This is a genomic window from Pseudomonas kermanshahensis (assembly GCF_014269205.2).
Classification (GTDB): Bacteria; Pseudomonadota; Gammaproteobacteria; order Pseudomonadales; family Pseudomonadaceae; genus Aquipseudomonas; species Aquipseudomonas kermanshahensis.
The window spans coordinates 2,099,811-2,118,240 of record NZ_JABWRY020000001.1; the positions used below are offsets into that span (position 1 = coordinate 2,099,811).

The following is an 18,430-nucleotide window of genomic DNA, read 5'->3' on the forward strand; positions in this document are numbered from 1 at the left end:
CGGCCCCACAGCATCAGTGCACGGTCTTGCGCTGGCGGACACATTCCTGCGCTTGAATGGCCAACTGGTCCAAGCGCTCGTCGCGCAGCTGTTCGGCCTCGATCATCGCATCCTCGCCTTGCTGGTTGAGCAGGTAGGTGTGGATCTGATGCACCTCGGTGGTCTGGTAGATCGGCCCGATATCCAGCCGGCCAATCAGCGCCTCGCTGGCGTGCCCGGTGCTGCTCATCAGCACCTGCGGCCCGTTGGCTGCCACCACCTGCATGCCCATCGCTTCGAACCACGGCACCTGGCCGGCAAAGGTGTTCAGCTCGACATAGGCATGCTGCGCCTGCAGGTCACCTAACAGTGCGCGGGCGATACCTTGGCGGCGATGGCTGGCGCGCACGGCAAGAAATGCCAGTGCGCAGGTTTGCGCATCATCATCGGCCGGCAACGCCAGGGCGAAACCGAGCAGTTGGTCGGGGGCATCGGCGTCCAGCGCCAGGGTCAGCGTCACCGACAGGCCGCGTTTACCGTCCATGGCCTGCAAGTACTGGTGCACTTCCATGCCGACGCCGTACTGGTACAGCGGATACAGCGGGTTGTCGGCAAGAATGGCGACGCTGCTCAATTCGCCGACGTGATGGATCACCAGCTCACGGATCTGGTTCTGGAAAGACTCGGGCGGCACGCTGTCAAGGCGGCTCAGGATGAACATCGGGGGGCGGGCTCCGGCGGCTGGGAATACAACCCGCGCCATGCTGACGCGGGACGTACAGTTTAACCGGTTTTGCCCAATCAGCCTTGCGCCTGTAGCGCGGCGAGCATCAGGTCGAGGTTTTGTACCGCCGCCCCGGACGCGCCTTTGCCCAGGTTATCGAATACAGCGGTCAGCAGCACCTGGCCATGCGCCGGGTTGGCGTACAGCGCCAGGCGCAGGTCGTTGCTGTCGTTCAATGCTTCGGGGTCGAGTGGCGCTGCGGGGCCTTGCTGGTGCAGGGGCATCACCTGAACATAGCGAGCCCCTTGGTAGTGCTGTTCCAAGCAGGCCTGCAGGTGTTCGGCGCTGACCTGGCCGGGCAGCAGGCGCAACTGCAGCGGGATGCTGAGCACGATGCCCTGGCGATAGGCGCCGTAACCAGGCATGAACACCGGCCGTGCCGACAGCCCGGCGTGTTGCTGGATTTCCGGTACATGCTTGTGTGCCAGTTCCAGGCCATACAGCTGCAGGGTTGGAGTGTTCTCGGCACTCGGCTGCTCATGGCGTTCGACCGCGGCGCGGCCGCCGCCGGAGTACCCCGAGATGGCGTGAATGCTCAGCGGGTAATCCGCTGGCAGCAACCCGGCGGTGATCAGCGGGCGCAGCAGGGCAATCGCGCCGGTGGGGTAGCAGCCGGGGTTGCTGACGCGTGTGCTGTGGGCGATGCGCTCGGCTTGCTGCGCGTCCAGTTCCGGCAGGCCATAGACCCAGCCGGGGCTGGTGCGGTGGGCGGAGCTGGCGTCGATGACCCGAACGTGCGGGTTGTGGATTGCCGCGACGGCCTCGCGGGCGGCGTCATCGGGCAGGCAGAGCACAGCGATGTCGGCGCTGTTGATGGCTTCGGCGCGGCGCTGCGGGTCTTTACGCTCGGCCTCGGGCAGGGTCAGCAGGCGCACATCATTGCGCCCGTGCAGGCGGGCGTGAATCTGCAGGCCAGTGGTGCCTTGGTCACCGTCGATAAAGACAACAGGGGTATGCATGGTCGAGGTCCGGTCAGGGGAGGGTGGCCTATGCTCGCCTGCGGCTGGACTAAAGGAAATTTGAATATCATGATGCTGATGTTCATTATTTCTGAAGCTAGTCATGCGCGAAATCAGCCTCGACCGCCTCCGCACGCTGGTCGAAATCACCGACCTCGGCTCGTTTGCCGAGGCCGCTCGCCGGCTCAACCTGGCCCCTCCCACCATCAGCCTGCATGTGGCCGAGCTGGAGGCACGGGTCGGCGCGCCGTTGCTCACCCGCAACCGTGGGCAGGTACGGCCTACGGCCATCGGCGAGACGCTGCTGGCCCGAGCCCGTCGCTTGCTGGCCGATGCCGACCTGGCGCTGGACGAGGTGCGCCGTCAGGTCGAGGGGCTGACTGGCCGGGTCCGCCTGGGGGCTTCGACTGGCGCCATTGCCCACCTGTTGCCCAAAGCGCTCGAGTACCTGCGCGAAGTGCACCCGGGGATCGATGTGCAGGTGCAGGTGCTGACCTCCCAGGCGTCGCTGGCGCGGTTGCGCGAGGGGGCCTTGGACATTGGCCTGGTGGCCTTGCCGCAAGTGGCAGGCAAAGGGCTCAAGATCACCCCGTGGCGACGCGATCCGATCTTGGCCTATGTGCCGGTCGACTGGCAGCCGCCGGCCAAGGTGACTCCGGCATGGTTGGCGCAGCGGGCGTTGATTCTCAATGACAGCAGCACGCAGTTGTCGCGGGTGACGGGGGAATGGTTCGCTGCGGCGGGGTTGTTCCCCGAGCCGCGCATCGAGCTGAACTACAACGATGCGATCAAAAGCCTGGTGGGGGCCGGCTACGGCGCGACATTGCTGCCGCAGGAGGGCGAGGCGCCCGAGCTGGACCGGCGGATTGCCCGGCGACCGTTGCGTCCGGGGTTGTGGCGGCAACTGGGCATCGCCTGCCGTGAAGGGCAGGCTGAACGTGCCACAGCGCATGTGCTCGAGGCTTTGGAGCGGCTGTTGTAGGGGGCGGGTGCATGCCTCCTGGCGCCCGCCTCAAGCCCCTTAAGCACCCCAAATCAGAACCAGCGGTCATTCTTCTTCCGCCCACGCGTCAGCGCCGGCAAGATCAACCCCATCAGCAGGCCCGCGCCTGCAATACTGCCGCCGTACACCATATAGCGCATCATCACCTGTTTGTTCTCATCCCCCAGGCGGGCCTGGGTATCGCGCAAGGTCGACTGGCTCTGGTCGAGCTGTTCGTTCAGCGCTTTGTTGCGCGCTTCCAGCTCGTCGATCAGGTGCTTGCGCGAGTCCAGTGTCTCTTGCATGCCCTGCACGCGGTTTTTCCAGCTGTCATCGATGCTCTTGAGCTGCCCCGACAGGTCGGCGACCTGGGCATCGAGCTGCGGCAGGCGTTCGCCCTGGCCTGGCACCGCCTGCAGGTCGCTGCTGAGGATCCACACCAGGTCGCCATTCTGCCCACGCACCTGGCTGTAGTTGCCTTGGGTGGTGACCAGCGTCAGTTTCTGGCCGGACTTGAGGGTGCCGACAATCCGGTGGCCATCGGTCGGGCCGCTGCGCACGTAGGTGCTCAGGCTGTCGCTGACCCAGCGCGCATCGCTGGCAGGCTCCTCGGCATGCACCGGGGCGGCGAGGGCCACCAGGGCTGCGATCAGGCCGCCGCGCAGGGCTGGGAGGGCGGAGAATGTGGGGCGGGATTCGGGCATGTTGGTCTTCGCTGGAACAGGACAAAAGTAGGCCCGCTGACTGGGCCGGTGAACCGGTCGGTGAGTTGACCGTCAGCGAAAGACCTTTTTTATGTAAGCAGGTTCACTACCTAACGTCGGAAATGTCTGCAGAATGTTGCAAAGACCGGCCGTCCTCAAGGCGTATGCCGGGCCACGCAGCGGCGCCGACGGCAAGGCCGTGAACTAGACTCAAAGGCCCACTCTCATTCATGGAGCCCTGCCATGACTGCCAAAAACACGATCTGCCTGTGGTACGACCATGACGCCGAAGAGGCGGCCAACTTCTACGCCCGCACCTTCCCCGACAGCCGGGTAGTGGCGGTGCACCAAGCCCCTAGCGACTACCCGTCGGGCAAGCAAGGCGATGTGATTACCGTCGAGTTCATCGTCATGGGTATCCCTTGCGTGGGGCTCAATGGGGGCAAGGCCTTTAGCCATAGCGAGGCGTTCTCGTTTCAGGTCAGCACCGAAGACCAGGCCGAGACTGACCGGTTGTGGGATGCCATCGTCAGCCATGGCGGCGAGGCCAGCGTCTGTGGCTGGTGCAAGGACAAGTGGGGGGTGTCTTGGCAAATCTGCCCACGCATCCTGATCGAGGCCATTGCCAATCCCGACCGGGCTGCTGCCAAGCGGGCGTTCGAGGCCATGATGGAAATGGGCAAGATCGATGTCGCCAAGATTGAGGCAGCATTGAAGGGGTGACCCACTTACCCGGTAGGAGCAGCCTTGTGCTGCGAAGAGGCCCGTGACCCCATCCTGAACCGTGGGTGTGTGCACCGGCGCCTTCGCAGCACAAGGCTGCTCCTACAGTCCCTATGCCGTGGCAAGCCCTGGGCCCCGGCATACCATAAATTGACGCTTCCGTTCTATTCCATGCCGATCGCCAGGGCTACAGTTCAGCCAGTCCTTCACAAAAGCCCGCTACCCCGAGGCTTTACCAGCGTGCCACGCACCGCTGGCTCAACCATAAGATCATCACAGTTCTGATTCGCTCACTGCTTTTTGAGCACCCTGCCAATCGCACGTCTGCAGCTGTTTCCGCCCATGGAAAGGATGCCGATCATTTATTGGTCATAACAAAAAGAAAGAGGGTCGTATGAGCCATGCCGATGAGATTCTTTCGGTAAACAACATCTTCAAAGTGTTCGGCCCCAACCCGAACATGGCCATGGAGATGCTCCGCAAGGGCGCCGACAAGAACGAAATCTTCAGCAAGACCGGCCACGTCGTCGGCGTCTTCGATGCAAGCTTTTCCGTCAAACGTGGCGAGATCTTCGTCATCATGGGCCTGTCGGGCTCGGGCAAGTCGACCATGGTGCGGCTGTTCAACCGCCTGATCGAACCCACCGCCGGCAGCATTCACCTCAACGGCCGCGAAATCACCGGGCTGTCCGATAAAGCCCTGCTCGATGTGCGCCGCAAGGAAATGGGCATGGTGTTCCAGTCCTTCGCCCTGATGCCGCACATGAGCGTGCTGCAGAACACCGCCTTCGGCCTGGAAATCGCCGGCGTTGCTGAAACCGAACGCCACCGCCGTGCCCGCGAGGCGCTGAGCCAGGTCGGCCTGGCCGGCCACGAGCACAGCTACCCGCACCAGCTGTCCGGCGGCATGCAGCAGCGCGTGGGCCTGGCACGGGCGCTGGCCAACGACCCGACCATCCTGTTGATGGACGAAGCCTTCTCGGCCCTTGACCCGCTGATCCGCAACGAGATGCAGGGCGAGCTGATGCGCCTGCAGGCCGAGCAGCAGCGCACCATCATCTTCATTTCCCACGACATCGAGGAAGCCATCCGCATCGGCCATCGCATCGCGATCATGGAGGGCGGCCGGGTGGTGCAAATCGGCACCCCGCAGCAGCTGATCAACCAGCCGGCCAACGATTACGTGCGCGCGTTCTTCAAGACCTTCAACAGCCGCTGCCAGTGTTCCAGCCTGGCCAACAGCACGCCGTTGCAGTCCCTGAGCCGCCACTGACCCCCGCGAGGTTTGCCCCATGTCCGAATTCAGCCTGCTCGACCCGTTCCAGGCGGCCACCATCCCCCTGGGCGACTGGGTCACCGCTACCCTCAACTTCCTCGTGCACAACTTCCGTGAGGTGTTTCGCGCCATCCGCTGGCCGATCGACCAGGTGCTCAACGGCATCGAGTTCACCCTGCAGAGCATCCCTCCCACCATCGGCATCCTGCTGTCGTCCTTGCTCGGCTGGCAGCTGGCGGGCAAGCGCATGGCGCTGCTGTGCTTCGTCACCCTGACCCTGCTGGGGCTGATCGGCGTGTGGTCGGAGTCGATGACCACCTTGGCGCTGGTGCTCACTTCGGTGTTTTTCTGCGCGGTGATCGGCATCCCGCTGGGCATCGTCTGCGCCCGCAGCAACCGCCTGGAAAGCATTATCCGCCCCGTGCTCGATGCGATGCAGACGCTGCCGGCGTTCGTCTACCTGGTGCCGGTGGTGATGCTGTTCGGCATCGGCAACGTGCCGGGCGTGCTGGTGACCATCGTGTTTGCCCTGCCGCCGCTGGTGCGCCTGACCAACCTGGGCATCCGCCAGGTGCCGGAAGACAAGATCGAAGCGGCCCGCGCCTTTGGCTGCACGCCGCGCCAGATGCTGACCCGCGTGCAGCTGCCGCTGGCCACCTCGACCATCATGGCCGGGCTCAACCAAACCCTGATGCTGTCGCTGTCAATGGTGGTGATCGCCTCGATGATCTCGGTCGGCGGCCTGGGCCAGATGGTGCTGCGCGGCATCGGCCGGCTGGACATGGGCCTGGCCACCGTCGGTGGCATGGGGCTGGTGCTGTTGGCGATCTTCCTCGACCGCCTGACCCAAGCCATGGGCGCGCGCACCAATGCCGACCCGAGCCTGCGCTGGTACCACACCGGCCCGGTGGGCCTGGTGCTGCGCCTGTGTGGCGCGGCGCAACCACAAGGGCAGCGCAAGGCCGCCTGAAACACCGCGTTCTATCTGCCGCAACCCTCGACATCAACCCGAAAAGGTACGCGAAGATGTACAAGTCCCCGTTCACCCGTCGTTTGCTTCAGTGCGCTTGTGCCATCGCGCTTTCCGTGACGTGCCTGGGCGCCAGCGCCTCCACCGACAAGCCAGGGGAGGGGGTGAAGATAACCCCGTCGTTCCCTTCGGTGGATGAAGAACGCTTCCGCGGCGAAATCGCCATGCAGGGCCTGCGCGAATTGGGCTACAACGTGCAGAAACCCAAGGAAACCGAATACGCCACGATGATTCTGGCAGTCGGTTACGGCGACGCCGACTTCAGCGTCAACCTGTGGGACAAGCTGCACGCCAGCTTCTACGAGAAGGCCGGCGGCGACCAGAACATGGTCAAGGCCGGCGATATCATGCCTGGCGTGTTGCAGGGCTACCTGATCGACAAGAAAACCGCCGATCAATACAACATCAAGTACATCACCGACCTGAAGAAGCCCGAGCTGGCCAAGCTGTTCGACACCGACGGCGATGGCAAGGCCGATCTGACCGGTTGCAACCCCGGCTGGGGCTGCGAACTGGTCATCGCCCACCACATGAAAGCCTATGACCTGGACAAGACTGTGCACGTCAACCAAGGGTCGTATTTCGCCTTGATGGCCGACACCATCACCCGCTTCAAGGAAGGCAAACCGGTGCTCTATTACACCTGGGTACCCCAGTGGGTGGCCGGGGTGATGGTGGAGGGGCGCGACGTGGTGTGGCTGCAAGTGCCCAACACCGATTTGCCGGGCGGCGGCAACAGCGTCGATACCACGTTCGAGGGCAAGAACCTGGGCTTTGCGGTGGACAAGGTCGAAGCGGTACTCAACCGAGCGTTCGCCGACAAGAACCCGGCGGCACTGAAGTTTCTGTCGCTGGTGCAGATCAGCGCGGCGGACGAGAGCGCGCAGAACCTCAAGATGCAGAACGGCGAGAAGAACCTGAGCGACATTCAGCGCCACGCCCAGGCGTGGATTGCAGCGCATCGTCAGCAGTTTGATCAATGGCTGCAGGCCGCGCGAGCGACAGCGGTGCAAGCCAGCAACTAGCGGCGCCACCTTGCAGGTGGGTGATTCTTCCAACACTACGATCAAGGAAGCCCTCGCACCATGATGACTTCGCCGTTCTCGATCCCCGCCCAGTCACGCCGTATCGACCCGTCGCGCCAGCGTGCTGCCGCGCTCAGGGCCGACGGCTCGGTCGATGACAACGACCGCAGTGAAATCGGCCCGACCCCTTTGGCGTTCGCCGAGTGGGCCGCGCTCGGCCTGCAGGTGCCGCAGTTGGCGACGATGCGTGAGTACCGCCTGCAACGCATCTGCGAGCAACTCGTGGCCCGTGACCTCGGCGGCATTCTGCTATTCGACCCGTTGAACATCCGCTACGCCACTGACAGCACCAACATGCAGCTGTGGACCACCCACAACCCCGCCCGTGCCTGTTTCGTCGCTGCCAGTGGGCATGTGGTGCTGTGGGATTTTCATGGCTGCGACCACCTCTCGGCACACCTGCCGTTGGTGCGTGAGCTGCGCAGTGGCGCGTCGTTCTTCTACTTCGAAACGGGCGAGCGTACCGACGAACATGCCCGGCGTTTTTGTGCCCAGGTCGACGAACTGCTGCGAACCCATGCCGGCGACAACCGCCGCTTGGCCGTGGACCGCATCGAGGTTGCCGGCCTGCGAGCCCTGGACGCCTTGGGCGTGCAGGTGCACGACGGCCAGGCGGTGACCGAGTTCGCGCGTTTGATCAAGGGCCCCGATGAAATCCGCGCCATGCGCTGCGCGGTGGCTTCCTGTGAAGCTGCCATCGCTGAAATGCGCCAGGCCATGCGCGTCGGGGTAACCGAGAACGACGTCTGGGCGGCGTTGCACAGCGGTAATATCCGCCGTGGCGGCGAGTGGATCGAAACCCGCATCCTCAGCTCCGGCCCGCGTACCAACCCGTGGTATCAGGAGTCCGGCCCACGGGTGCTGAGCGACGGCGACCTGCTGTCGTTCGACACCGACCTGATCGGCGTGTACGGCTTTTGCGTCGACATGTCGCGCAGCTGGATGTGTGGCGGGCTTGAACCGACGGCCGAGCAAAAACGCCTGTATCGAATCGCCCATGAGCACATCCATGTCAACGCCGACATGGTCAAGCCTGGCGTGCGTTTCTCCGAGCTCACCGCTAACGGGCATCGTCTGCCGGAAAGCTGCCGTGCCCAGCGTTATGGGGTGATGTTCCATGGCGTGGGGCTGTGCGACGAGTACCCCTGCATTCGTTACCCGGAAGACTTCGACGCCTACGGTTACGAAGGGGAACTGCAGCCTGGCATGGCGCTGTGCGTAGAGGCCTATGTGGGGGAGGTAGGAGGGCGGGACGGGATAAAACTGGAGAACCAGCTGTTGGTGACGGAGACGGGGTATGAAGTGCTGACCCATTACCCATTCGAAGGCAGTTTTCTCGCCGAGTGACTGAAGCGGCCCGGGCCCGCTTGGCGGTCCCGGGTCGTTGCAGCGTAGGGGTTATCCGTTCAGCTCGGCGTCGGCCAGGGGTTGTGCCTGCTTGCTCGCGGACTTCTTCTCCTGCACCACGATGTAGAACTCCTCGCCGTGTTTCACCGCGCCATACAGCACGGCCTTTTCGATCAGCTCAGTGCCACGCAAGTGGCGCAGCATCATCGGGTCCTTGCGCAGGTCGCGGTACAGCGCCAGGCACAGCAGCACCATCACTACGACAAAGGGTAGCGCCACCACGATGGTCAGGTTCTGCAGCCCGGTAAGCGCTTCGCCGGGGTCGCGTGGGTCGCCGATCGCCAGCATGATCGCCGCCACCGTGCCGGTCAGCGCCCCCCAGAAGATCACGGTGCGCCGTGATGGCGTGGTGGTGCCGTGCTCCGACAGGGTACCCATGACCAGAGACGCGGCATCGGCACCGGAGACGAAGAAGATACCCACCAGGATCATCACCAGCACCGAGGTCACCGAGGCCAGCGGGTAGCTGTCCAGCAACTGATAAAGGGCATGGTTGCTGTTCACGGCGCCATTGACCAGTGCGAAGCTGCCTTCGCGCAGGGCGTCGATGGCGGCACCGCCGAAGATGGTGAACCACACCAGGCTGACCAGGCTCGGTACCAGCAGCACGCCGGTGACGAATTGGCGGATGGTGCGGCCGCGGCTGATGCGGGCAATGAACATGCCGACGAAAGGCGTCCAGGAGATCCACCAGGCCCAGTAGAACACCGTCCAGCCGGCCAGCCAGCTGTCCATCTGCTCACCGCCGCTGGCGTTGGTGCGGGCCATCATCTCTGGCAGCATCTTGATGTAGATGCCGATGGAGGTGGGCAGCAGGTTGAGCATCAACAGCGTCGGGCCAACCAGGAACACAAACACTGCCAGCACCAGCGCCAGCACCATGTTGGTGTTGGACAGCCACTGGATGCCTTTGCCGATGCCAGAGACCGCAGAGGTGACGAAGGCGATGGTCAGCAGGGTGATGATCGAGATGTAGAACAGCTTGCCGGGGCTCTCGATCCAACCGTTGTACTCCAGGCCACCGGCGATCTGCAGGGCGCCAAGGCCGAGCGAGGCGGCAGAGCCGAACAAGGTGGCGAAAATCGCCATCATGTCGATCACACGGCCAATTGGGCCGTTGGCGTGTTTACCGATCAGGGGCCGGAAGGCGGTGGAAATCAGCTGCGAGCGGCCGCGTCGGAAGGTGCCGTAAGCGATCACCAGGCCAACGATGGCATACATGGCCCAGGGGTGCAGGGTCCAGTGGAACAGGGTGGTGGCCATGGCCACCTGCATGGCTTCGCTCGATTGCCCGGTGGTCGACCCGGGAGGCGGTGACACGTAATGCGACAAGGGTTCGGCAACGCCGAAGAACATCAGGCCGATGCCCATACCGGCGCTGAACATCATGGCCACCCAGGAAACCGTGCGGAACTCTGGCGCTTCGCCATCACGCCCTAGCGGAATTCTGCCGTAGCGGCTGGCGGCCAGCCACAGCACGAAGATGACGAACACGGTCGAAGTAAGTACGAAAAACCAGCCAAAGTTGAGAATGACCCAGGATTGTGCCGAGGACGCGCTGGCGGCCAGGCTGGCCTGGCTGATGAAGCCCCAGATGACGAAGCCGATGGCCAGGATGCTGGTGATGCCAAAGACGATCCAGTCGATCTTGCCCTCGAGGTGCCGGTCCTGGCGCGCTTCTGCAGTCTTCGAGGGGTCCGTCACGCCAAGGTCGAGCGTTTCGGTAATGTGTTCCTTTGCCATGAATGGTGTTGCCCCTTTGTGGCTTACCTGCGCGTGCAGGCTTGTTGTTGTGGGCTGCCGGGGTCGATGACGGTCTCGGCGGGGGAGTCTTGCCGGGCCGATTATCCTGTGCGAGTCACAGCGCTTCCTGTCCCGAATGCGCCGTGGGGCATCCATTGAACGACCTGTTTAATACTTTTAGTTCCGGGGGCGATGGCCCTATTTGTCCCGCGTTCTGGTACCCTGATGGGCATTACCCTGGCCCGCACTCCCGAGCACCGTAGAAGCGGCGCTGCCTGCGAGCCTGGCCTTATCAGGAAACGGAGATTCGTCAATGGCCACTGACCGTGTGAGCCTGATTCATTTCGATAAATTGAGCATGAGCCCTGCCGCTGCCCAACGGTTCCAGACTGCCCTCGATGCCCTGGAAACACTCAAGCTGCAGGACCGGTACGTGTACCTCGTTGCTCCTTATCTGGGTGATATCGCCGACGCCTCTGACCGTGAGCAACTGAAAACTGCCGAGGCACAGTGCGTTCGTGTGGTGGAGGAACTGTTGGCCGCCAAGTCGATTACCAAGGCCAAGTCCGAAGAGCTTCGCAAAGTCTTTGAAGAAGCCGCCGAACGTGTGCGCGCTGAAATGCCGGCCTGATGTTGGTCTTGAGCGTGTAATGGCCAAAGACATCGACAACCCCTGCGTCTCGCTTTGCCAGCTCAACAGCGAGCTGTGCGTAAGCTGTGGCCGCACCCGTGAAGAAATCCGCAAGTGGCGCGGCATGAAGCGCCCTGAGAAAATGGCCACCGTGCAGCGCGCGGCCACGCGGATGAAGGCCATCGTCAAGAAGAACGCGAAACGGCAGAATACCGACTGACCGTTGTCTGCTGCCTCAACACTCAACTCCCTGAACGTTAAATCGAGCCTGGAAAATGGATTCTCACTCGCTTCTCGCCTTTACCCTGGTCGCTGCAATCGCCATCGCCAGCCCTGGCCCCGCAACGCTGATGGCGATCAACAACAGCCTGGCCCACGGGCAGCGCAGCGCTGTCTGGTCCTCGCTGGGCAATGGTTCGGGACTGTTCTGCCTGTCGGCAGCGGCCATGCTCGGGCTGGGCGCCTTGTTGGCCAGCTCTGAAGTCCTTTTCAATGCGGTCAAGATCATCGGTGCCGCGTACCTGTTCTACCTCGGCGCACGGCAGTTGTTGAAGAAAGGCCCGATGCTGGAGTCGGGGGCGGAGGCAGGGGTGGCCAAGCAACGCCCGACGCCGATGAAACTGTACAAATCGGCGTTCCTGACGGCGGTGACCAACCCCAAGGCGACCATGTTCTTCACGGCGCTGTTCCCGCAGTTCATCGATCAGGGTGCAGCGTTGCTGCCGCAGTTCCTGATCCTGACCGGGATCTTTGTCGCCTTGTCGCTCGTTTCGCTGACCCTGTACGCCGCGCTGGCCTCGCGTGCCAAGGGCGTGTTGACCCGGCCCAGCCTTTCGCGCTGGGTGAGCCGGGTGGTGGGGACGACCTTCATTGGCTTCGGTGCGGCCATTTTGACCATGCGTCGTCAGGCCGCGTAAAGGTTAACCGCAGGGCCCTCAAACCCGTGTATGCATTTGCAGCAGGCATCCTGAGTCCGGTGCATTGCCCAACGCTTCGAGCTTCAGGGCCTGCCGCGCACTGGTGATGAACAAGGTAGCGCCTGCTTCCCCGCCAAAGCACAGGTCTGTAGGGCACGGCACCGGCAGGCCGATCATGCGGTCCAGATTACCGTCGGCATCGAAGCGTGCCACGCTCCAACCGTCCAGTTGGGTGGTCCACACCCCACCTTCACTGTCCAGCGCCAAACCGCCAAGCCGGCCACCCCCCAGTGGCAGCGAGGCGAGCCTGCGCACGCTGCTGCTGCCCGGCTGCAGCAGCAGGATGTCACCGGCTTCCGGGGCCAGTGCATATACTGCTGAGCCCTTGGCGTCCCAGCGGAAAGCACTGACTTGCTCCGGTAACGACCAGCCATGGCGCAACTCGCCCTCAGCACTCAGTTCGCCGATCAGGCAACCACTGGCAGTCTTCGCGCACGCCCACAAGGCCCCCGAAGGGTGCGTGGCCAACGCCAGCAGACGGCTGCCGAGCAGGTCCTGACGCGGGTGCTCATGGCCTTCCCAGTCGACCAACGACCACCCGCCAGCCTGGGCCACCAGCAGCCCGTCGGGGTGCAGCTCCATGCCGCGTACCGGCAGGTCAAGGCGCGTCAGCTGGCGGCTGGTGTGCCCGTCCCAGCAGTGGATCGCCGGTGCCAGGGTGTCGGCCCAGTACAAGCGCTTCTGGCCCGCATGCCAGCGCGGAAACGCGCCATGGAATGCCCAAGGCCCGGGTACCACGCTGAGTTCGCCCGCGGCTTGCGGTGCGCTGTCGGGGCGCAATTGCTCGCCTACCCGGCGTGCGGCCTCGGCCAGTTCAGGGCCGAGCAGCGTCAGGCGTTCCAGGGTCAGCCGGTAGGCTGGCCCTGCGACACTCAGGGCGCCACGCACCTGGCCTTGCTTGTCGACGATCGGTGCGGCGACGCAGCGCACACCCAGGCGGATTTCCTCGTCGTCCAGGGCGTAGCCGCGGGTCTGGGTGATCTGCAGCTCAGCCAGCAGCCGACGGCGGTCAGTGATGGTCAGAGGGGTCAACGGTGCCAAAACCAGCCCCTTGAGAATTTCATCGCGAGCGGCTGCAGGGAGCGCCGACAAAATCGCCTTGCCTTGCCCCGTGCAGTACACCGGCTTGCCTTGGCCGAGGCTGGCCGCCGAGCGTTGGGTATGCGCGCCCTCGCAGCGCTCCAGCGATAACACCTGGTTGCCATCGAGCACCGCCAGGTACGAGGTCTCCCCGGTTAGGTCGCGCAGCGCGCGCAGCTCTTCGCTGGCCGCCGCCACCAGGTCAGGTTCCAGGTAGGCGTTACGGACCATCTCCAGGTACTTGAAGCCCAGGCGATAGACCTTGCGGGTCGGGTCGCGGCGGATCATGCCGCGCTCCACCAAGGTGGCGATGATGCGGTACAGCGTGGTGCGCGGCAGCGGTACTTGCTCGGCCAGTGCAGCCTGGCTGATGCCCGAAGCGGTAGCGCCAATGGCCTGCAACACATCCAGGGCTTTTTCCAGTGCTGCGGTGCCTTCACCCGTTTTCATTGTTTTCCCACCCTTTGGAACTCGGTTGCCAAGGGGCACAGTCTGCCTCTTTTCAGCGGGATTTTCCGCCATAGAATCAGCCTCAGCAGGGCTTGAAGCGATTATGTGTCCCACATTGTGGGATTTCGCCTGGGCCGATCATCGGATGAACCCGCGAGGAGAACCTACAACAATGTCCGTCATCCATAACTACGCCGATGCCCACGAGAGTGTCTCTGCCAAACAGGTCGAGGTGAGCGACGAAGTGCTTGCCAAGCTCGCCACGTGCAGCAGCGGCTCGCTGACCACTCAACTGTTCAAGCGTGGCTTCCGCCAGCCGGCGCTGGTTGGCTTGCGTGCCATGACCCGTGATGTAAAACCGTTCGCCGGGCGTGCCTTCACCATGCGCTTCATCCCGGCCCGTGAAGACATCGACACCTATTCGACCATGACCACCAAGCCCAATGACGACAACCTGCAATGGGTGGGTGTGGAGCAGATTCAACCGGGTGACGTGCTGGTCATCGACAGCCGCAACGACCCGGCTGCCGCCTCGGCCGGCAATATTCTGGTAACCCGCCTGCTGGCCCGGGGGGCCAAGGCCATCGTCACCGATGGCGCCCTGCGCGATGGCAGCGAGATCGCTGCCATGAACCTGCCGGCCTATGCCCGGGAAATTACCGCCACCACGCGTATCTCCTACCACCACGTGGCCGACCTTCAGGTCCCAATCGGTTGTGCCGGCGTGGCCGTGTACCCCGGCGACATCATCGTCGGTGATGCCGATGGCCTGACCGTGGTGCCTGCGCACCTGGCCGAGGAAATGGCCGAGGTGTGCAGCGTGCAAGACGACATCGAGCACTACCTGGCCATGCGCATCGCGGCCGGCGAAGCGCTGTGGGGCGTGTACCCGCCGAGCCCGGCGTCGGTCTCCGACTACCATGCCTGGGTTGCCGCTGGCCGCCCGGCGATCCCGTCGATCATCACCCAGCAGGGGGCCTGAACCATGGCCGAGCACAAGCATGCGCAACTGATCCGCCGTTATTTCGCTGCCTGCAACGCAGGTGATTACGACCAACTGGTGTCCTGCTTCACGCCTGACGCGGTGCACTACTTTCCGGCGGGCTTGCCAGAAATCCCTTGGCGCAGCGCAGACACCATCGCCCGCAAATGGGTGTGGTGCGTTGAGCAGCTGGGCTCGCAGTGGACCATCGAAAAGATCCTGGTCAGCCATGACAGCGACGAAGCGGTGATCGAGTGGACCCACTGGAAGCGCAAGCTTGGCACTGCGGTGCGTGGGGACGAGTGGTACCTGTTCGATGAGCAGACCGGGTTGATCAAGGAAATCCGCGCCTATTACGCCTCGCCAGCGCAGCAGGACGTGGAAATCAACGAACTGGTCGATTTCGACTACGTCGGCCGTGGCTATCACCTGGAGCCGAAGGCTCGTTGAGCACGGTGGCTGCACTGAACGATTCAGGAGTAAAGCAATGACCTCTCATCAAGACCCCAACCTGGCCGCCATCGACGCCATCGTGGCCAAATCTGCTGCCGCTGCGCACGTTTGGGCTGACGCCAGCGCCAGCCAGCGCGCCACGTTGCTGCGCGGCCTGGCCGATGCGCTGGAGCAGCACCAGCCGGACCTGGTCGCTATCGCCGACCGTGAGAGCGGGCTGGGCGAGGCACGCCTCAACGGTGAAGTCGCCCGTACCGCGTTTCAGCTGCGCGGCTTTGCCACTGAAGTAGAAGCCGGCGTGCCTTACCGCCGAGTCGACGATGCCGCAGTGGCGGGGGCTCCTCCCGCTGGCCGCCCACGGCTGTCACGTATCCAGCGGCCACTGGGCCCGGTGGCGATGTTTTCAGCCAGCAACTTCCCGTTCGCCTTCTCGGTGCTCGGTGGGGACACCGCCTCGGCGCTGGCTGCCGGCTGCCCGGTGGTGGTCAAGCCGCACGCCGGCCACCCTGAGCTGTCTCGCGCCGTATTCACCTTGGCGGCGGCCGTGGTGCGTGCCCAGGGCTTGCCGGAAGGCCTGCTGACCTTGGCCGAAGCCCCCAATCGCGCCGCGGGTACCTACCTGGTGCAGCACCCCTCGATTGCCGCAGTGGCGTTCACCGGGTCCTACCAAGGCGGCAAAGCCTTGTGGCAGGCGGCCAATGCCCGTGCCCGCCCGGTGCCGTTCTTCGGTGAGCTGGGGTCGATCAACCCGTTGGTGGCGCTGCCATCCGCCCTGCAGCACGACAGCGAAGGCCTGGCCAAGACCCTGGCCGCCTCCATCACCCTTGGCTGCGGCCAGTTCTGCACAAGCCCCGGCGTGATCGTGCTGCTGGATTCGCCGCTCAGCCAGCGCTTCATCGCTCAATTGGCCGAAGCCATTGCGCCAATCCGCACGCACCGTATGCTCACCCCCGGCATGCAGCAAGGCTTTGAGGCCGCTGCCGCCAGCGTGGCCGAGCTTGCCCGGCCGTTGTTCGCGCAGCAGCCCGAGGGTGCCGGCCCCGCGCCGCGGCTGTTTGCCACCGACGCGGCCGCTTTCATTGCCGATGCGCACTTGCGTGAAGAGATGTTCGGCCCGGCCGCGTTGGTCGTCACCGCGCAGTCGATCAGCCAGGTCGCCGACGTGCTGGATGCGGTGGGCGGTACCCTGACCACCACGCTGTGGGGCCTGGACGCCGACAGCGAGGACAACCGCCGGTTGTTGCGTGCTGCGCAGCGGGTATCCGGGCGGGTATTGTTCGCCGGCGTGCCCACCGGTGTTGCCGTGTGCCATGCCCAGCAGCATGGCGGGCCATGGCCGGCCTCCACTGCACCACAGACCACCTCGGTGGGTTTTGCGGCCATCGAGCGGTTCTTGCGCCCGGTCGCCTTGCAGGACGCACCGGCCTGGGTGCTGGGGTGAGGAGGGCAGGGCGATGATGCGACATATCGTGTTGTTCCGCCGGCTGGCCGGGGTGGATGCCCAGCCTGAACTGGAAGGCAGGCTGGTGGCGCGGATGCGCGGCCTCACGGAAGAAATCGACTTCATTCGCGACTGGAGAGTCGCCGCCAACGAACTGGATCGGCCGATCTGCTGGGACTACATCCTCGAGTCCAGCTTCGACGATGCCCAGGCCGTGCAGCGTTACCTGCCACACCCGGCGCACCAGGCCCTGGTCGCCGAGCTTAAACAGTACTTCGAGTGGGTAGCGGTGGATTACAGCGTCTAGACCTCTGATCAGCGCCCGGCTCGCTGACGGGGCCAGGCGCTATAACAAAAAAGATCCGGCATCACAGGTGCCGGGCGGAGTCGTACATGAACAAGAAAAAGAACTACCGCTGGACGATCCTGACCCTGTTGTTTCTGGCCATGATCATCAACTATGTCGATCGCGCTGCCTTGTCGATCGCCATGCCTTTCATCACCCAGGAATACCACCTCACGCCCGCCGAGAAGGGCATGATTTTCAGCAGCTTCTTCTTCGGTTACGCGCTGTTCTGTTTCGTCGGTGGCTACTTGGCCGACCGTTACGGCCCCAAACGCGTACTGACCTGGTCCATGAGCTTCTGGTCGGTGCTGTGTGGCTCTACCGCCCTGGCGTTCAACTTCTGGTCGCTGCTGATCGTTCGCGCCCTGTTCGGTGTAGGTGAAGGGCCGGTTTCGACCACGGCCAACAAGACAGTGAACAGCTGGTTCCCGATCAAGGAGCGTGCCCGCGCCATAGGTATCAACCAAGCGGGCGGCCCGTTGGGCGGCGCCTTGGCCGGTCCCATCGTCGGTTTCCTCGCGTTGTGGCTGGGCTGGCGAGTGGCCTTCGTGGTCATCGCAGTGATCGGCGTGCTCTGGGCCATTGCCTGGTGGCGCATGGCAGCGTCCACGCCAAAGGAACACCCGCAGGTTTCGGCCGAAGAACTGGCGCTGATCAACGAGGGCCGCGAAGCCCCCGTGACCGCCGTGGAAGAGGCGCCGCGCACGCCGGTTTTGCAGATCATCCTGCAGCGTTCGGTGCTGGTCACCGGTGTCTCGCTGTTCTGTTACAACTACATTCTGTATTTCTTCATGACCTGGTTCCCCAGTTACCTGATCGACGCCAAGGGCATCGACCTGAAGGCCATGAGTATTGTCACCGCGTTGCCATGGCTGGTGGGCACTGTCGGCTTCGTCTGCGGTGGGCTGCTGATCGACTGGGTGTTCAAACGCACCGGCAAGCAACTGTTTTCGCGCAAGGTGGTGCTGGTTACGTGCCTGCTGATTGCGGCAGTGTGCATCGGTTTGACCGGGCAGGTGCAAAGCGTGACCAGTACGGTCGCGGTCATGACCGTGGCGATCGGCTTCTTGATGCTGACTGCGCCGGCTTACTGGTCGTTGATCCAGGATGCCGTGCCCGATCATCAGGTCGGTACGGCTGGTGGTTTCATGCACGGGCTGGCCAACCTTTCGGGCATCGTTGCGCCGACCGTGACCGGGTTCATTATCCAGTCCACCGGCACCTACGCCAGCGGCTTTGGCCTGGCGGCGGCGCTAGGGGTTGTAGGGGCCTTGATCGTCGCCTTGTTCGTCGGCCAGAAACCGGCAAAACAGGCAGCAGCCGTCGCTACCGCTTGACTTGATGGCACCTCCAGCGGGGCAACCCGCTGGGCTTCTGCACTTCACACGTTTTTGGGAA

The 18,430-nt window shown here is 63.7% G+C and carries 19 protein-coding genes; 14 read left to right on the top strand and 5 right to left on the bottom strand.

What is annotated here, in order from left to right; translation table 11 throughout:
• Window positions 1–13 precede the first annotated feature (13 nt).
• Both HU764_RS09800 and argC read right to left on the bottom strand, forming a co-directional pair.
• Window positions 14–700, bottom strand: a complete 687-nt coding sequence (locus HU764_RS09800; RefSeq protein WP_027595391.1) for a GNAT family N-acetyltransferase — start codon at window positions 698–700, stop codon at window positions 14–16.
• A gap of 80 nt (window positions 701–780) precedes the next feature.
• Complete coding sequence (gene argC / locus HU764_RS09805; RefSeq protein WP_085274350.1) at window positions 781–1,722, bottom strand: N-acetyl-gamma-glutamyl-phosphate reductase; 942 nt, start codon at window positions 1,720–1,722, stop codon at window positions 781–783.
• 103 nt (window positions 1,723–1,825) lie between these two features.
• Between argC and HU764_RS09810 the strand changes: the two genes are divergently transcribed.
• Window positions 1,826–2,704: a LysR family transcriptional regulator gene (locus HU764_RS09810; RefSeq protein WP_186703988.1), complete on the top strand. Its 879-nt coding sequence runs from the start codon at window positions 1,826–1,828 to the stop codon at window positions 2,702–2,704.
• A gap of 53 nt (window positions 2,705–2,757) precedes the next feature.
• On the opposite strand, the gene HU764_RS09815 is transcribed toward HU764_RS09810, so the two are convergent.
• The gene (locus tag HU764_RS09815) at window positions 2,758–3,408 is read right to left on the bottom strand and encodes a TIGR04211 family SH3 domain-containing protein (protein ID WP_085274352.1); all 651 of its coding nucleotides are present in this window, start codon (window positions 3,406–3,408) and stop codon (window positions 2,758–2,760) included.
• A 243-nt stretch (window positions 3,409–3,651) separates the two neighbouring features.
• Here HU764_RS09815 and HU764_RS09820 point away from each other — a divergent pair, with 243 nt between their 5' ends.
• The 5 genes from HU764_RS09820 to dddP all read left to right on the top strand — a co-directional run bounded on the left by HU764_RS09820 (window position 3,652) and on the right by dddP (window position 8,869).
• Entirely contained in the window at window positions 3,652–4,131 is a 480-nt protein-coding gene (locus HU764_RS09820) for a VOC family protein (protein WP_027595395.1), read from the top strand.
• A gap of 394 nt (window positions 4,132–4,525) precedes the next feature.
• Window positions 4,526–5,404 carry a quaternary amine ABC transporter ATP-binding protein gene (locus tag HU764_RS09825; RefSeq protein WP_275745068.1) on the top strand — a complete coding sequence of 293 codons (879 nt, stop codon included), beginning with the start codon at window positions 4,526–4,528 and terminating at the stop codon, window positions 5,402–5,404.
• 19 nt (window positions 5,405–5,423) lie between these two features.
• A complete protein-coding gene (proW, locus tag HU764_RS09830; RefSeq protein ID WP_099429070.1) occupies window positions 5,424–6,377 on the top strand; it encodes a glycine betaine/L-proline ABC transporter permease ProW in 954 nt (317 codons plus the stop codon).
• Between the two features lie 56 nt (window positions 6,378–6,433).
• The gene (proX, locus tag HU764_RS09835) at window positions 6,434–7,462 is read left to right on the top strand and encodes a glycine betaine/L-proline ABC transporter substrate-binding protein ProX (protein ID WP_186703595.1); all 1,029 of its coding nucleotides are present in this window, start codon (window positions 6,434–6,436) and stop codon (window positions 7,460–7,462) included.
• A 60-nt stretch (window positions 7,463–7,522) separates the two neighbouring features.
• Window positions 7,523–8,869, top strand: a complete 1,347-nt coding sequence (dddP, locus tag HU764_RS09840) for a dimethylsulfonioproprionate lyase DddP (RefSeq protein WP_186703594.1) — start codon at window positions 7,523–7,525, stop codon at window positions 8,867–8,869.
• Between the two features lie 51 nt (window positions 8,870–8,920).
• Here dddP and HU764_RS09845 read toward each other — a convergent pair whose 3' ends face one another.
• Window positions 8,921–10,672, bottom strand: a complete 1,752-nt coding sequence (locus tag HU764_RS09845; RefSeq protein WP_027593643.1) for a BCCT family transporter — start codon at window positions 10,670–10,672, stop codon at window positions 8,921–8,923.
• Window positions 10,673–10,985: 313 nt separating this feature from the next.
• Here HU764_RS09845 and HU764_RS09850 point away from each other — a divergent pair, with 313 nt between their 5' ends.
• From HU764_RS09850 to HU764_RS09860, 3 genes are read left to right on the top strand one after another with little or no spacing between them, the layout of a single operon-like run.
• The gene (locus tag HU764_RS09850; protein ID WP_027593642.1) at window positions 10,986–11,303 is read left to right on the top strand and encodes a hypothetical protein; all 318 of its coding nucleotides are present in this window, start codon (window positions 10,986–10,988) and stop codon (window positions 11,301–11,303) included.
• Between the two features lie 19 nt (window positions 11,304–11,322).
• A complete protein-coding gene (locus HU764_RS09855; RefSeq protein ID WP_027593641.1) occupies window positions 11,323–11,523 on the top strand; it encodes a DUF1289 domain-containing protein in 201 nt (66 codons plus the stop codon).
• A 55-nt stretch (window positions 11,524–11,578) separates the two neighbouring features.
• Window positions 11,579–12,220 carry a LysE family translocator gene (locus HU764_RS09860; RefSeq protein WP_186703593.1) on the top strand — a complete coding sequence of 214 codons (642 nt, stop codon included), beginning with the start codon at window positions 11,579–11,581 and terminating at the stop codon, window positions 12,218–12,220.
• An 18-nt stretch (window positions 12,221–12,238) separates the two neighbouring features.
• On the opposite strand, the gene HU764_RS09865 is transcribed toward HU764_RS09860, so the two are convergent.
• Window positions 12,239–13,810: an IclR family transcriptional regulator domain-containing protein gene (locus HU764_RS09865; protein ID WP_186680328.1), complete on the bottom strand. Its 1,572-nt coding sequence runs from the start codon at window positions 13,808–13,810 to the stop codon at window positions 12,239–12,241.
• 172 nt (window positions 13,811–13,982) lie between these two features.
• Here HU764_RS09865 and HU764_RS09870 point away from each other — a divergent pair, with 172 nt between their 5' ends.
• The 5 genes from HU764_RS09870 (at window position 13,983) to HU764_RS09890 (ending at window position 18,369) form a co-directional block, all read left to right on the top strand.
• Window positions 13,983–14,792, top strand: coding sequence for an RraA family protein (locus tag HU764_RS09870; protein ID WP_186703592.1), 810 nt, complete (start codon window positions 13,983–13,985; stop codon window positions 14,790–14,792).
• A 3-nt stretch (window positions 14,793–14,795) separates the two neighbouring features.
• Window positions 14,796–15,242: a nuclear transport factor 2 family protein gene (locus HU764_RS09875; protein WP_027593637.1), complete on the top strand. Its 447-nt coding sequence runs from the start codon at window positions 14,796–14,798 to the stop codon at window positions 15,240–15,242.
• Window positions 15,243–15,279: 37 nt separating this feature from the next.
• On the top strand, window positions 15,280–16,686 hold the full coding sequence (locus HU764_RS09880; RefSeq protein ID WP_186703591.1) for an aldehyde dehydrogenase (NADP(+)): 1,407 nt from the start codon (window positions 15,280–15,282) through the stop codon (window positions 16,684–16,686).
• 13 nt (window positions 16,687–16,699) lie between these two features.
• Window positions 16,700–16,993 (top strand): Dabb family protein, encoded by a 294-nt coding sequence (locus tag HU764_RS09885; protein WP_027593635.1) that lies wholly within the window; start codon window positions 16,700–16,702, stop codon window positions 16,991–16,993.
• Window positions 16,994–17,079: 86 nt separating this feature from the next.
• Window positions 17,080–18,369 (top strand): MFS transporter, encoded by a 1,290-nt coding sequence (locus HU764_RS09890; RefSeq protein ID WP_027593634.1) that lies wholly within the window; start codon window positions 17,080–17,082, stop codon window positions 18,367–18,369.
• Window positions 18,370–18,430: the final 61 nt, after the last annotated feature.

What these genes read in the sequence shown, in the direction of transcription:
- proW (WP_099429070.1), top strand. Translation starts at nt 5,424, where the DNA reads ATGTCCGAATTCAGCCTGCTCGACCCGTTCCAGGCGGCCACCATCCCC.
- dddP (WP_186703594.1), top strand. Translation starts at nt 7,523, where the DNA reads ATGATGACTTCGCCGTTCTCGATCCCCGCCCAGTCACGCCGTATCGAC.
- HU764_RS09815 (WP_085274352.1), bottom strand. Translation starts at nt 3,408, where the DNA reads ATGCCCGAATCCCGCCCCACATTCTCCGCCCTCCCAGCCCTGCGCGGC.
- HU764_RS09810 (WP_186703988.1), top strand. Translation starts at nt 1,826, where the DNA reads ATGCGCGAAATCAGCCTCGACCGCCTCCGCACGCTGGTCGAAATCACC.
- proX (WP_186703595.1), top strand. Translation starts at nt 6,434, where the DNA reads ATGTACAAGTCCCCGTTCACCCGTCGTTTGCTTCAGTGCGCTTGTGCC.
- HU764_RS09820 (WP_027595395.1), top strand. Translation starts at nt 3,652, where the DNA reads ATGACTGCCAAAAACACGATCTGCCTGTGGTACGACCATGACGCCGAA.
- HU764_RS09875 (WP_027593637.1), top strand. Translation starts at nt 14,796, where the DNA reads ATGGCCGAGCACAAGCATGCGCAACTGATCCGCCGTTATTTCGCTGCC.
- HU764_RS09890 (WP_027593634.1), top strand. Translation starts at nt 17,080, where the DNA reads ATGAACAAGAAAAAGAACTACCGCTGGACGATCCTGACCCTGTTGTTT.
- argC (WP_085274350.1), bottom strand. Translation starts at nt 1,722, where the DNA reads ATGCATACCCCTGTTGTCTTTATCGACGGTGACCAAGGCACCACTGGC.
- HU764_RS09885 (WP_027593635.1), top strand. Translation starts at nt 16,700, where the DNA reads ATGATGCGACATATCGTGTTGTTCCGCCGGCTGGCCGGGGTGGATGCC.
- HU764_RS09880 (WP_186703591.1), top strand. Translation starts at nt 15,280, where the DNA reads ATGACCTCTCATCAAGACCCCAACCTGGCCGCCATCGACGCCATCGTG.
- HU764_RS09855 (WP_027593641.1), top strand. Translation starts at nt 11,323, where the DNA reads ATGGCCAAAGACATCGACAACCCCTGCGTCTCGCTTTGCCAGCTCAAC.
- HU764_RS09825 (WP_275745068.1), top strand. Translation starts at nt 4,526, where the DNA reads ATGAGCCATGCCGATGAGATTCTTTCGGTAAACAACATCTTCAAAGTG.
- HU764_RS09865 (WP_186680328.1), bottom strand. Translation starts at nt 13,810, where the DNA reads ATGAAAACGGGTGAAGGCACCGCAGCACTGGAAAAAGCCCTGGATGTG.
- HU764_RS09800 (WP_027595391.1), bottom strand. Translation starts at nt 700, where the DNA reads ATGTTCATCCTGAGCCGCCTTGACAGCGTGCCGCCCGAGTCTTTCCAG.
- HU764_RS09870 (WP_186703592.1), top strand. Translation starts at nt 13,983, where the DNA reads ATGTCCGTCATCCATAACTACGCCGATGCCCACGAGAGTGTCTCTGCC.
- HU764_RS09860 (WP_186703593.1), top strand. Translation starts at nt 11,579, where the DNA reads ATGGATTCTCACTCGCTTCTCGCCTTTACCCTGGTCGCTGCAATCGCC.
- HU764_RS09845 (WP_027593643.1), bottom strand. Translation starts at nt 10,672, where the DNA reads ATGGCAAAGGAACACATTACCGAAACGCTCGACCTTGGCGTGACGGAC.
- HU764_RS09850 (WP_027593642.1), top strand. Translation starts at nt 10,986, where the DNA reads ATGGCCACTGACCGTGTGAGCCTGATTCATTTCGATAAATTGAGCATG.